General features: G+C 70.0%; 14 protein-coding genes. 9 read left to right on the top strand and 5 right to left on the bottom strand.

The window, feature by feature from the left end; all coding sequences use genetic code 11:
* The 3 genes from leuD to ACIOJD_RS00725 all read left to right on the top strand — a co-directional run bounded on the left by leuD (position 1) and on the right by ACIOJD_RS00725 (position 1,726).
* Positions 1-609 carry a 3-isopropylmalate dehydratase small subunit gene (gene leuD, locus ACIOJD_RS00735; protein ID WP_401907505.1) on the top strand — a complete coding sequence of 203 codons (609 nt, stop codon included), beginning with the start codon at positions 1-3 and terminating at the stop codon, positions 607-609.
* Between the two features lie 104 nt (positions 610-713).
* Complete coding sequence (locus ACIOJD_RS00730) at positions 714-941, top strand: hypothetical protein (RefSeq protein WP_401888668.1); 228 nt, start codon at positions 714-716, stop codon at positions 939-941.
* A 143-nt stretch (positions 942-1,084) separates the two neighbouring features.
* A complete protein-coding gene (locus ACIOJD_RS00725; RefSeq protein WP_401907504.1) occupies positions 1,085-1,726 on the top strand; it encodes an HU family DNA-binding protein in 642 nt (213 codons plus the stop codon).
* Between the two features lie 228 nt (positions 1,727-1,954).
* On the opposite strand, the gene ACIOJD_RS00720 is transcribed toward ACIOJD_RS00725, so the two are convergent.
* Both ACIOJD_RS00720 and cofC read right to left on the bottom strand, forming a co-directional pair.
* On the bottom strand, positions 1,955-2,158 hold the full coding sequence (locus tag ACIOJD_RS00720; RefSeq protein WP_401907503.1) for a hypothetical protein: 204 nt from the start codon (positions 2,156-2,158) through the stop codon (positions 1,955-1,957).
* Positions 2,159-2,349: 191 nt separating this feature from the next.
* On the bottom strand, positions 2,350-3,039 hold the full coding sequence (gene cofC / locus ACIOJD_RS00715) for a 2-phospho-L-lactate guanylyltransferase (RefSeq protein ID WP_401907501.1): 690 nt from the start codon (positions 3,037-3,039) through the stop codon (positions 2,350-2,352).
* A 159-nt stretch (positions 3,040-3,198) separates the two neighbouring features.
* Between cofC and ACIOJD_RS00710 the strand changes: the two genes are divergently transcribed.
* From ACIOJD_RS00710 to ACIOJD_RS00700, 3 genes are read left to right on the top strand one after another with little or no spacing between them, the layout of a single operon-like run.
* On the top strand, positions 3,199-3,945 hold the full coding sequence (locus tag ACIOJD_RS00710; RefSeq protein ID WP_401907500.1) for a lysophospholipid acyltransferase family protein: 747 nt from the start codon (positions 3,199-3,201) through the stop codon (positions 3,943-3,945).
* On the top strand, positions 3,942-4,943 hold the full coding sequence (locus tag ACIOJD_RS00705; RefSeq protein WP_401907499.1) for an NAD(P)H-dependent glycerol-3-phosphate dehydrogenase: 1,002 nt from the start codon (positions 3,942-3,944) through the stop codon (positions 4,941-4,943). The genes ACIOJD_RS00710 and ACIOJD_RS00705 overlap by 4 nt, the downstream gene beginning before the upstream one ends.
* A 34-nt stretch (positions 4,944-4,977) precedes the next feature.
* Positions 4,978-6,159 (top strand): D-alanine--D-alanine ligase family protein, encoded by a 1,182-nt coding sequence (locus ACIOJD_RS00700; RefSeq protein ID WP_401907497.1) that lies wholly within the window; start codon positions 4,978-4,980, stop codon positions 6,157-6,159.
* Between the two features lie 42 nt (positions 6,160-6,201).
* On the opposite strand, the gene ACIOJD_RS00695 is transcribed toward ACIOJD_RS00700, so the two are convergent.
* Together ACIOJD_RS00695 and ACIOJD_RS00690 are read right to left on the bottom strand one after the other, a co-directional pair.
* A complete protein-coding gene (locus tag ACIOJD_RS00695; RefSeq protein ID WP_401908831.1) occupies positions 6,202-6,696 on the bottom strand; it encodes a DUF3515 domain-containing protein in 495 nt (164 codons plus the stop codon).
* 213 nt (positions 6,697-6,909) lie between these two features.
* Positions 6,910-7,143, bottom strand: coding sequence for an Lrp/AsnC ligand binding domain-containing protein (locus ACIOJD_RS00690; RefSeq protein ID WP_329823058.1), 234 nt, complete (start codon positions 7,141-7,143; stop codon positions 6,910-6,912).
* A 206-nt stretch (positions 7,144-7,349) separates the two neighbouring features.
* On the opposite strand from ACIOJD_RS00690, the gene ACIOJD_RS00685 reads away from it, so the two are divergent.
* A complete protein-coding gene (locus ACIOJD_RS00685; protein WP_401907495.1) occupies positions 7,350-8,321 on the top strand; it encodes a thiamine-phosphate kinase in 972 nt (323 codons plus the stop codon).
* Positions 8,322-8,473: 152 nt separating this feature from the next.
* Positions 8,474-9,289: a bifunctional hydroxymethylpyrimidine kinase/phosphomethylpyrimidine kinase gene (thiD, locus tag ACIOJD_RS00680; protein ID WP_401907493.1), complete on the top strand. Its 816-nt coding sequence runs from the start codon at positions 8,474-8,476 to the stop codon at positions 9,287-9,289.
* Between the two features lie 113 nt (positions 9,290-9,402).
* On the opposite strand, the gene rpmB is transcribed toward thiD, so the two are convergent.
* Positions 9,403-9,588, bottom strand: coding sequence for a 50S ribosomal protein L28 (gene rpmB / locus ACIOJD_RS00675; protein ID WP_003957616.1), 186 nt, complete (start codon positions 9,586-9,588; stop codon positions 9,403-9,405).
* Between the two features lie 189 nt (positions 9,589-9,777).
* On the opposite strand from rpmB, the gene ACIOJD_RS00670 reads away from it, so the two are divergent.
* Positions 9,778-11,412: a DAK2 domain-containing protein gene (locus ACIOJD_RS00670; protein ID WP_401907491.1), complete on the top strand. Its 1,635-nt coding sequence runs from the start codon at positions 9,778-9,780 to the stop codon at positions 11,410-11,412.
* The last annotated feature ends 37 nt before the right edge of the window (positions 11,413-11,449 follow it).

Here is an 11,449-nt window from a genome sequence, read left to right as displayed (position 1 = left end):
ATGGAAGCCTTCACCACCCACACCGGCCGTGCGGTACCGCTGCGCCGCAGCAACGTCGACACGGACCAGATCATCCCGGCCCACTGGCTCAAGAAGGTCACCCGCGACGGGTTCGAGGACGGCCTGTTCGAGGCCTGGCGCAAGGACCCGTCGTTCGTCCTCAACCAGCCCGAGTACACGGGCGCCACGGTGCTCGTCGCCGGTCCCGACTTCGGCACCGGATCCTCCCGTGAACACGCCGTCTGGGCCCTCCAGAACTTCGGTTTCAAGGCCGTCATCTCCTCCCGGTTCGCCGACATCTTCCGCGGCAACTCGCTCAAGAACGGTCTGCTGACCGTGGTTCTGGAGCAGCCGGTCGTGGACACCCTCTGGAAGATCGCGGAGAGTGACCCCAAGGCCGAGATCACCGTGGACCTGGAGAAGCGCCAGGTCCGGGCGATCGCCCCCGACGGAGCAGCGCTTACGGCTGATTTCGAACTTGACGAGAACGCCCGCTGGCGGTTGCTGAACGGGCTCGACGACATCAGCCTCACCCTTCAGAACGAAGCCGACATCGCCGCGTACGAGGCCTCCCGGCCGGCCTTCAAACCGCGCACAATTACCGCCTGATCAGCGCTTTTACCCAACTGCACCCCCTGCCTCCGGGCAGGGGGTGCAGTTGCTTGTTGAGCCCCCGTCGGGCGACAACTCGCCCCAGATGGCACAATCGGTGCATGGAACGCGACAGCCAACTCAAGCTCTATGGGTTAGTCGCCGAACAACTGAAAGAAGCGCACACACGAGTGCGTGGACTGCAAGTCCCGGAGGGCGTAAGGATGGCACTCTCCAGGAAGCTGCTGGTCATCACGGCCGCGGCGAAGCACGATCTGCCGGATGCGGCAAGGCGACTGGACCGCTTGATGAAGGACCTGGACGAGGGTCGTTTTCCAGAAGGCGACTGACCAGGGCGGTTCTCAGCCAGGTCGACTTCGTTGCGGCACTAGGGTGATTAGCCCGTTTCGTGTTTGATTTGCGGTATATATCTGCCTAACGTGCGAAAAAGCTTGAACACTTTCGTTCTGGCAATGTCTCCGAAGGGGAAGACGTGAACAAGGCGCAGCTCGTAGAAGCGATTGCCGACAAGGTCGGAGGCCGACAGCAGGCCGCGGACGCGGTCGACGCGGTACTCGACGCGATCGTCCGTGCAGTGGTCGCCGGCGACCGGGTCTCGGTCACCGGCTTCGGCTCGTTCGAGAAGGTCGACCGCCCGGCCCGTTACGCCCGCAACCCGCAGACGGGTGAGCGCGTACGGGTCAAGAAGACCTCGGTGCCGCGCTTCCGCGCGGGCCAGGGTTTCAAGGACCTGGTCAGCGGCTCGAAGAAGCTCCCCAAGAACGACGTGGCCGTCAAGAAGGCCCCCAAGGGCAGCCTCTCGGGCGGATCTTCCACCCGTACGACCGCCAAGGCCGCGGCCAAGAAGGCCACCGCCAAGAAGGCCACCACCGCCAAGAAGACGGCGGCGAAGAAGACCACGGCGGCGAGGAAGACCGCGGTCAAGAAGACCACGGCCGCCAAGAAGACCACGGCCAAGAAGACATCGGCGGCGAAGAAGGCCACCGGTACGGCCAAGAAGGCCACAGCGAAGAAGACCGCGCCGGCCAAGAAGGCCACCGCCAAGAAGGCGCCCGCGAGGAAGGCGACCGCGCGCACCGCCACCGCGAAGAAGACCGCCGCCAGGAAGAAGTAGGACAGAGCGGCACAGGGCCACACGCGTCGGGCCGGGCCTCCCCTCGGGGAGCCCGGCCCGCGGCGTTGTACGGGGGCATGGACGTACGCGGCGGTGCCGAGGAACCCAAGCCGGTGCGCCTCGGAGCCGGCAGCGCACCCGGGAGCCGGCGGTGCGCCACGGAGTTCGGAGCCCGGCGGCCTCGGGTCCCGGCGGCTCGAAGGGCACGCAACGCCCGGCGCCCGGGGCTCAGAACGTCTGGAGCGTCACCAACGTGATGCGCAGGGACGCGCCCTCGCCCTCCGTCTCGATCCGCACGCGCTGCCCCACCCGGAGCATCCGCAGGCCGCCGGCGTCGAAGGCCGCACCGTCGAACTCCACCGGGGTGCCGTCGTCCAGCAGCACACTCCCGCAGCGGGTCTCGGAATCGTATGTGTACGAGGTCGCGTGCATAGCCGCAGCGTATCGGTCTCGGAGCCCTGCCCGGTGCCCGCCCCGGAGCCTGCTCAATGCCCGCTCGGAGCCCGGCCGAAAGCCCCGCCCCGGCCCGGCCGAAATCCCGCTTGGGGCCCCGCTCAATGCCCCGCTCCGGGCCCGGAGCGATGCCCGCTCCACGCCCGGAGCAATGGCCGCGCAATCCCCGCTCAGGAGCCCGGCCGAGAGGCCCGGAGATCTCCGTCTCCCGCGTACCGCAGAGCCGTGTGCGTTCCCAGTCCCAGCGCCGCCGCCACCCGTAGATCGTCGCCGGTATCGACGTCCTGCCGTACGGAATCCACCCCGGTCAGCGCGATTTCTACCGCTCCCGAGGACAAATGCCGGCGCCTGGACGGACCGCCGAAAGCCGGATTCAATTCCGTACCCGGCGCGGCTGTCAGCAATGTCGTACCGATTCCGGCGGCGTCGGCGAGAAAAGCACGCGGAAAAGGATCAGCGGCCTTCAGAACATCGGCCAGCTCACCGGGACGCAGCGCCGGAAGATCCGCGTTGAGAACGGCAACGGAAGCCCGTGGCCGTACCGCCCTGACGGCCCGCGCGCCGTGCGCCAGCGCGGCGTTGAGGCCGCCCGCCGGAGCGTCCGGCACGACACGCGCCCCCAGTGCGGTGAGTTCCACCGTCGCCGTCGGATCGTCCGTGACGACGACCACATCCCGCACGACATGGCAGGCCAGCGCCGCCGCGACGGTGTCCTGGGCGAACGCGAGGGCCAGTCGCGGACGCAGCACGTCATCCGCGGCTCCGGCGAGCCTGCTCTTCGCGAGCCGGAGTGGTTTGAGCGGGATGACCAAGGACCAGCAAATGATCGGGTCGGTGTCCGTGGCGAACTCTCCGTCCATGTGTATCGGCCCTCTATTGTGGCCCGGCACCGTCCCTGCCCGCAGGGCCGGCCCCGCACGCGAGGCGTACGGTGTTCTCGACAGAGCGGGGGCCCGGGGCGAGACTTGGGCCCCGGCAGCCGGGCAGCGAGCCCAGGCGAGGAAGAGGAAGGTGTCCGAGTGTCCCGCCGCAGAATCGGCTTCTGGTACCGCCTGGCTGCAGTCATCGCCAAACCGCCGCTGATCGTTCTGCTCAAGCGGGACTGGCGGGGAGGCGAGTACATTCCGGCCGCCGGCGGATTCATCACCGCGGTGAACCACAATTCGCACATCGACCCGTTCGCCTACGCCCACTTCCAGTACAACACCGGCCGCGTTCCGCGCTTCCTCGCCAAGCACGGCCTATTCACCAAGGGATTCATCGGGTCCGTCATGCGCGGCACCGGTCAGATTCCCGTCTACCGCGAGACCAGCGACGCGCTGAGCGCCTTCCGGGCGGCCATCGACGCCGTCGAGCGCGGCGAGTGCGTGGCCTTCTATCCCGAGGGCACCCTCACCCGCGACCCCGGCCTGTGGCCCATGACCGCGAAGACCGGTGTCGCCCGGGTCGCCCTCCAGACCAAGTGCCCGGTGATTCCGGTCGCGCAGTGGGGCGCCAACCACGTACTGCCGCCGTACGCCAAGCGACTCGACCTCTTCCCGCGCAAGACGCACCACATCCTGTGCGGGCCGGCCGTGGACCTGTCGCGGTTCTACGACCAGGAGATGAACCCGGAATTGCTGCGCGAGGCGACCGAGGTCATCATGGCCGCCATCACGGAGCTGCTCTCCGAGCTGCGGGGAGAGCCGGTGCCCACGGCCCTGTACGACCATCGTCAGGCCAGGGCGGAACAGCGGCGCAAAGCCGCGGAAGAGGGGTCGAAGTGACGCGGGTCGCCGTCTTCGGAGCGGGTTCGTGGGGGACGGCGTTCGCCATGGTCCTCGCCGACGCGGGGTGCGAGGTGACGATCTGGGGCCGCCGCCCGGAGATCACCGACTCCATCAACACCACCCGTACCAACCCCGACTACCTGCCGGGCTTCGAACTGCCCGTCGGCGTACGGGCCACGACCGACCCGGAGGAGGCCGCGCGCGGCGCCGAGTTCACCGTACTCACGGTGCCCTCGCAGACGCTGCGCGGCAACCTCGCGGAGTGGGCGCCCGTACTGCCCGCCGACACCGTGCTCGTCTCGCTGATGAAGGGCGTCGAACTCGGCACCGCCAAGCGGATGAGCGAGGTGATCGAGGAGGTCGCCAAGGTGACGCCCGACCGCGTCGCCGTGGTCACCGGACCCAACCTCGCCAAGGAGATCGCGAGCCGGATGCCGGCCGCGGCCGTCGTCGCCTGCCGCGACGAATCGGTCGCCCAGCGGCTCCAGTCCGCCTGCCACACCCCGTACTTCCGCCCGTACACCAACACCGACGTCGTCGGCTGCGAACTCGGCGGAGCGGTCAAGAACGTGATCGGGCTCGCCGTCGGTATCGCCGACGGCATGGGCCTCGGCGACAACACCAAGGCCTCCCTGATGACCCGCGGACTCGCCGAGACCACCCGGCTCGGACTGGCCATGGGCGCCGACCCGCACACCTTCTCCGGCCTCGCCGGCATGGGCGACCTGATCGCGACCTGTTCCTCGCCGCTCTCCCGCAACCACACCTTCGGCACCAACCTCGGCCGCGGGATGACCCTCCAGGAGACCATCGCGGTCACCAAGCAGACCGCCGAAGGCGTCAAGTCCTGTGAGTCCGTGCTGGATCTGGCCCGCCGCCACGCCGTCGACATGCCCATCACGGAAACGGTCGTGGACATCGTCCACAACGGGAAGCCGCCGCTCGTCGCGCTGAAGGAACTGATGTCACGCAGCGCCAAGCCCGAGCGCCGCTGACTCGGCGGCTACCAACAGGTACGCTCATCGCGATATGAGCAGCGAGAACTCCTCCCAGAGCCCTGAGCAGCAGCTCCGCAAGCCACGCGTGGCCGTCGTCTTCGGCGGCCGGAGCTCCGAGCACGCCATTTCGGTGGTCACGGCGGGTGCCGTACTGCGGTCCATCGACCGTACGAAGTACGACGTCCTGCCCATCGGCATCACCACCGACGGCCGCTGGGCGCTCACCGCCGACGATCCGGACCGGATGGCCATCGCCGACCGGACCCTGCCGAGCGTCGAGCAGATCGCCGAGTCCACCGACGGCGCTGTCGTCCTCTCCGTGGATCCGGGCAGCCGCGAGGTCGTCTACAGCGAGCCGGGCTCCGTGCCCAAGGCGCTGGGCGAGGTCGATGTCGTCTTCCCCGTACTGCACGGCCCGTACGGGGAGGACGGCACCCTCCAGGGTCTGCTGGAGCTCGCCGGTGTCCCGTACGTCGGTGCGGGCGTCCTCGCCTCGGCCGTCGGGCAGGACAAGGAGTACATGAAGCGGGTGTTCACCTCCTTCGGGCTGCCCGTCGGCCCGTATCTGGTGATCAGGCCCCGCGAATGGGAGCAGATCTCCGACGACGGCGCCGCGGGCAAGGGCGCCGCCGCCCGCAAGAAGATCGTGGACTTCGCTGCCGAGCACGGCTGGCCGCTCTTCGTGAAGCCCGCCCGAGCGGGCTCCTCCATGGGCATCACCAAGGTCGACGACCTCTCGGGACTCGACGAGGCGGTCGCCGAGGCGCAGCGCCACGACCCCAAGATCCTGGTGGAGTCACTGCTGCGCGGTCGCGAGATCGAGTGCGGGGTGCTGGAGTTCGAGGACGGCCCGCGGGCCAGCCTCCCGGCCGAGATCCCGCCCGTCACCTCGCACGACTTCTACGACTTCGAGGCCAAGTACATCGACTCGGCCGCCGGACTGGTGCCCGCGCCGCTCACCGACGAACAGACGGCGGAGGTACGGCGGCTCGCGGTCGAGGCGTTCGAGGCGACGTCCTGCGAGGGACTGGTCCGCGCGGACTTCTTCCTCACGGAGGACGGTGAGTTCGTCATCAACGAGATCAACACGATGCCGGGCTTCACCCCGATCTCCATGTACCCGCGGATGTGGCAGGAGACGGGCGTCGGTTACGCGGAGCTGGTGGATCTGCTGATCCAGGCGGCGCTGCGCCGTTCGACCGGTCTGCGTTAGGGCCTGTCGCTCCGCGTACGGTGCGTGCCGCCGACCGCCGTGCTACAGGCTGGACGGGACCGTCTTCTTGACCGGTACGGCCAGATCCGCGAGCGGAGTGGAGTCGTGGTTGAACCGCGAACTCAGCGTGACCTCCACGTAAGTCTTGCGGTACGTGGTGGTGAAGCGCGGGCCGGAGTCCCGTTCCTCCAGCATCCAGTTGACGCCGTCGGCCTGCACTGCGTCCGACTGGGCGTCGCTCATCTTCTCGGGCCGGGGGACACCGCAGCGCAGTACGATCGCGGCGTCCCCCCACCCGGCGGTCAGTTCGGAACGCGGTTCGGGATCGTTCCTGTCGAGGTCCGCGACGGTCTTCGGCAGTTCCTTGTGGAGCGCGCGGCAGAGCGCGGCCTCCTCGGTGGTCGGGCTGGGAACAGTGGCCGACGCCTTCGCGCCGGACGAGGAACAGCCCGTTACCGCTGCCAGCAGGGCAACCGCGGGCAGCCACAGGAGCGTACGGCCGGATAGCCTGCGACGGGACGGCAGGTGGCGGGAAATGGTCACCGGCCAAGCGTAGACGGAGGCCCGGATCCGCCCGCACGCGGCGGGCGGCAGAGCGAACGGGCCGGGGTACGCGCACCGCGAGGCGGAGAATCGAGGCAGGGCGCCATGATGAGTGACGACAACGCGGTGAGGTGCGTACCCCGGCCCCGTGACGTCGCCCGTCACATACGGACGGATCGTGACGCCACCAGGCATCCGCGGACAGCCCTAGAGATGTACGACCGGGCAGGTCAGGGTGCGGGTGATGCCTTCCACTTGCTGGACTTTGGCGACGACCATGCGTCCCAGTTCATCGACCGTGTCGGCCTGGGCACGCACGATCACGTCGTAAGGGCCTGTGACGTCCTCGGCCTGGATCACTCCCGGAATCTTGGCGATGGTCTCGGCGACGGTCGTCGCCTTTCCCACCTCGGTCTGAATAAGGATGTACGCCTGTACCACGGAACCTCCAGGGCGGCCACGAGGATCATGTGGGGAGAAGAGACGCCACGGTATCGCGTCGCCACGCGCCACGGGGAGACCTGCGCGTCCGGTGGCGCTCGCGGTGCGGTGTACAGAAGACAGAAGTCGACGTGTGCCATGACGGTACCTACGGCAGTGACGGTCCGCGACCGCAAGCGCGGCCCGGCGAAGGGAAGGGAGACTCGGTGAAGGGAACCGTGGGGGAGTTGGGGGAGTTCGGGCTCATCAGGGAGCTCACTTCCCGGCTCACCACCACCCCGGCGGTGCGGCTCGGGCCGGGCGACGACGCCGCGGTCGTGGCCGCGCCGGACCGACGGGTCGTGGCGAGTACGGACCTGCTGCTGGAGGGACGGCACTTCCGCCGTGACTGGTCGACGGCGTACGACGTCGGCCGTAAGGCGGCCGCGCAGAATCTGGCCGACATCGCGGCGATGGGCGCGGTACCCACCGCGCTGCTGCTCGGCCTGGTCGTACCGGCCGAACTCCCGGTCACCTGGCCGACCGAGCTGATGGACGGCATCCGTGACGAGTGCCAGGTCGCTGGCGCGGCCGTGGTCGGAGGGGATGTCGTGCGCGGTGACACCATCACCATCGCGATCACGGCACTCGGCGATCTGCGCAACCATGAACCGGTGACCCGGTCCGGCGCGCAGCCGGGCGATGTCATCGCCTACACCGGCTGGTTGGGCTGGTCGGCGGCCGGGCACGCGGTGCTCTCGCGGGGCTTCCGGTCGCCCCGCGCCTTCGTCGAGGCACACCGCAGGCCGGAGCCGCCGTACCACGCGGGTCCGGCGGCGGCCGGCCTCGGCGCCACGGCCATGACCGACATCAGCGACGGACTCGTCGCCGACCTCGGGCACATCGCGGAGGCCAGCAAGGTCCGTATCGATCTGCGCTCCGGTCTGATCGACATCCCCACGCAGATGAACGACATCGGGCAGGCGGTCGGTATCGATCCGATCCAGTGGGTGCTGACCGGCGGAGAGGACCACGCGATCGTCGCCACGTTCCCGCCGGACGTGAAGCTGCCGGCCCGCTGGAAGGTGATCGGTGAGGTCCTCAACCCCTCGGCGCTGCCTCAGGTGACGGTCGACGGGGCGCCGTGGACCATGAAGGGCGGCTGGGACCACTTCGGGGACATCGAGGACGCCCTGTGAGCGGGACGGCCGTACGCGTCACGGTCGTTGGCAGTCGTGAGCAGGGCCACGGCCGTTCATGACCGCGGCCCGTCGCCGCTGCGGTCGTTCAACGGCGCGGGCGTGCGCGCCCGGCGGATCCAGGTCCGTTCACGCCCGGTAGATTCGGTTCCATGCCGATATCCGAACATGTTTCCCCACCGCGCGTACCTCCCCGTGTCCTCACCGTCGCCGGATCGGATTCCGGCGGCGGTGCGGGCATTCAGGCCGATCTGAAGACCATGCTGGCGTTCGGTGTGCACGGCATGAGCGTGCTCACGGCGGTCACGGCGCAGAACTCCCTGGGTGTCCAGGGCGCCTGGGAGCTGCCCGCGGAGGCCGTACGGGCGCAGTACCGCAGTGTTGTCGACGACATCGGCGTTCAGGCCGTGAAGACCGGAATGCTCTCCTCCGCCGAACTGGTCGGGACCGTCGCCGAACTGCTCGCCGAGACCGACGCCCCCGTGGTCGTCGACCCGGTCGGGGTCTCCAAGCACGGTGATCCACTGCTGGCCGCGTCGGCCCTGGACGGCGTGCGGGAACTGCTGCTGCCCACCGCGACCGTCGCCACCCCCAACCTGGACGAGGTGGCCCAGCTCACCGGCGTACGGGTGGAGGACGAGGCGGAGCTGCGGCGGGCGGCGGACGCGGTGCTCGCCTTCGGACCCCGCTGGGTGCTGATCAAGGGCGGGCATCTGCCGGGAGACGCCGTGGATCTGCTGACGGACGGTGACGAGGAACACTGGCTGCGGGCGCCGCGTCACGACAACCGGCATACGCACGGCACGGGCTGCACCCTCGCGTCGGCGATCGCCGCTGGGCTGGGCGGCGGGCAGGGTGTGGTGGAAGCCGTGCTGGCCGCCAAGGACTATGTGACGGGCGCGATCCTGAACGGTTTCCCGCTGGGTGCGGGCATCGGTCCGGTGGACCACGGGTGGCGCCTTCGCTGACCCGGCGAGGCCGCCCCGGCGAGGGGAGCGGCCCAGGGCACGGCAAAAAGCCGGTCCACCGAGGTGGACCGGCTTCTCAAGGCAACCGCAGGGGCTGCGCTACGACGCAGGCGTCAGCGCGAGACCTTGCCGGCCTTGATGCACGATGTGCAGACGTTGAGCCGCTTCGGCGTCCGACCGACCACGGCACGCACGCGCTGGATGTTCGGGTTCCAGCGACGGGACGTACGGCGGTGCGAGTGCGAAATGTTGTTGCCGAAGCCCGGCCCCTTGCCGCAGACGTCGCAGTTGGCAGCCACGGGTCACTCCAAAGACTTCAGATGCTCGTACAGAGAAACCGGCGTGGCTGATCAGTTCCTGATGTCGCGTTGCCGGGGATTGGCCCGACTTTCATCGGGCAACCGCAGCAGCATACAACGACTGCCTCGGTACGAGAAAACTATACCCTTCTCGCATCACAGCTCAGCCGCCCAAGGAGGACCCCGCAGGTGCCGCAGATCCTCGACGCCGCAGCGGTGCGGAGCTGGTGCTCGCTGGCGCTGGAGGCCCTCGGCCGGGAGCGCGAGGAGATCGACGCGATCAACGTCTATCCGATCGCGGACGGTGACACCGGCACCAATCTGTATCTGACCGTGGAGTCGGCCGCCGGGGCGGTCGAGGCGGTCTTCGCCGCGCACGAGACCGGTGCCTCCGTGCCCGCTCCGGCCGATGCCGTACGGGCCATGGCGCACGGCGCGCTGATCGGGGCCAGGGGGAATTCGGGGACGATCCTGGCGCAGCTGCTGCGGGGGATGGCGGAGGTGCTGGCGGCCCCGGCTGCGGACGAGGACGGGAACCGGCTGGCCCACGCGCTGCGCAGGGCCGCCGAGCTGGCCCGCGAGGCCGTCGCGCATCCCGTCGAGGGCACGATCCTCAGTGTGGCGGGCGCGGCGGCGGACGCGGCCGGCGCCGTGGACCGTACGGCGCGGGACGGCGGACCGGCGGGGGACGTGGCGGCCGTGCGGGCGGCGTACGCGGGCGCGTGCGCCGCGCTCGACGCCACCCCGGGCCAACTGGCCGTGCTCGGGCGCGCGGGCGTCGTGGACGCGGGCGGACGGGGCCTGCTGGCCGTCCTGGGCGCGCTGGCGCACACCCTCACGGGCGAGGCGCCGGCCGTCTTCCCGATGAGCCACCGGCGGTACGAGGCGCCCGCGGCGAGCGAGCCCCGTGCCACCGGCGACGGGCCCGCCTTCGAGGTGATCTACCTCCTGGAGGCGGACGACCGCGCCGTGGCACGGCTCCGGGAGCGGCTCGACGGCCTCGGCGACTCCCTGGTCGTCGTCGGCGGCGACGGGCTGTGGAACGTCCACGTACACGTCGACGACGCGGGCGCCGCCGTGGAGGCCGGGGTCGAGGCGGGGCGCCCGTACCGCATCCGGATCAGCCACTTCGACGCCGCGGCCGAGCCGCCGAAGGAGCAGGCCCAGAGGGCCGTCGTCGCGGTCGTCCCCGGCGAAGGGCTCGCGGGACTGTGCGCCGAGGCCGGCGCGACGACCGTCCTCGCGCGCCCCGGGGAGCCGCCCGCCAGCGGAGAGCTGGTCGAGGCGATCCGGCGCGCCCACGCGCGCGAGGTGGTGCTGCTGCCGAACGACGCGGCCCTGCGGCACACCGCGGCGGCGGCGGCCGAACAGGCCCGTACCGAAGGGGTACGGGTCGCCCTCATCCCGACCCGGGCCGCCGTCCAGGGCATCGCGGCGCTCGCCGTCCACCAGCCGGAGCGCCACTTCGACGAGGACGTCGTCGCGATGACCAGCGCGGCCGGAGCCACGCGCTACGCCGAACTGGCCTTCGCCGAGCGGCAGTCGTGGACCTCGGTGGGGATCTGCCAGGCCGGGGACGTCCTGGGACTGATCGACGGAGACGTCGCAGTGATCGGCGCCGATCTCGCCGCGACCGCCGAAGCGGTCCTCTCCCGGATGCTCGCGGCCGGCGGCGAACTGGTCACCCTCGTGCTCGGCGAGGACCTGCCGGAGACCCTCGCCGACCGCCTGGAGCGGTACGTACGCGACGGGTATCTGGCCGTCGACACCGTGGTCTACCGGGGCGGCCGGCAGTCCGTGCCGCTGCTCGTCGGGGTGGAGTGAAGCGGCCGACCGCTTCCCATGGCACGGCTCTGACCTG

It is taken from the genome of Streptomyces sp. NPDC088116 (assembly GCF_044741745.1).
Lineage (GTDB): Bacteria > Actinomycetota > Actinomycetes > Streptomycetales > Streptomycetaceae > Streptomyces.
Note: the sequence above shows the minus strand (reverse complement) of the source record. Positions and strands in the feature narration are given on the sequence as shown.

Excerpts from the sequence above, each read along its gene's own strand:
- ACIOJD_RS00700 (WP_401907497.1), top strand. The coding sequence starts at position 4,978 with ATGAGCAGCGAGAACTCCTCCCAGAGCCCTGAGCAGCAGCTCCGCAAG.
- leuD (WP_401907505.1), top strand. The coding sequence starts at position 1 with ATGGAAGCCTTCACCACCCACACCGGCCGTGCGGTACCGCTGCGCCGC.
- cofC (WP_401907501.1), bottom strand. The coding sequence starts at position 3,039 with ATGGACGGAGAGTTCGCCACGGACACCGACCCGATCATTTGCTGGTCC.
- ACIOJD_RS00730 (WP_401888668.1), top strand. The coding sequence starts at position 714 with ATGGAACGCGACAGCCAACTCAAGCTCTATGGGTTAGTCGCCGAACAA.
- thiD (WP_401907493.1), top strand. The coding sequence starts at position 8,474 with ATGCCGATATCCGAACATGTTTCCCCACCGCGCGTACCTCCCCGTGTC.
- ACIOJD_RS00720 (WP_401907503.1), bottom strand. The coding sequence starts at position 2,158 with ATGCACGCGACCTCGTACACATACGATTCCGAGACCCGCTGCGGGAGT.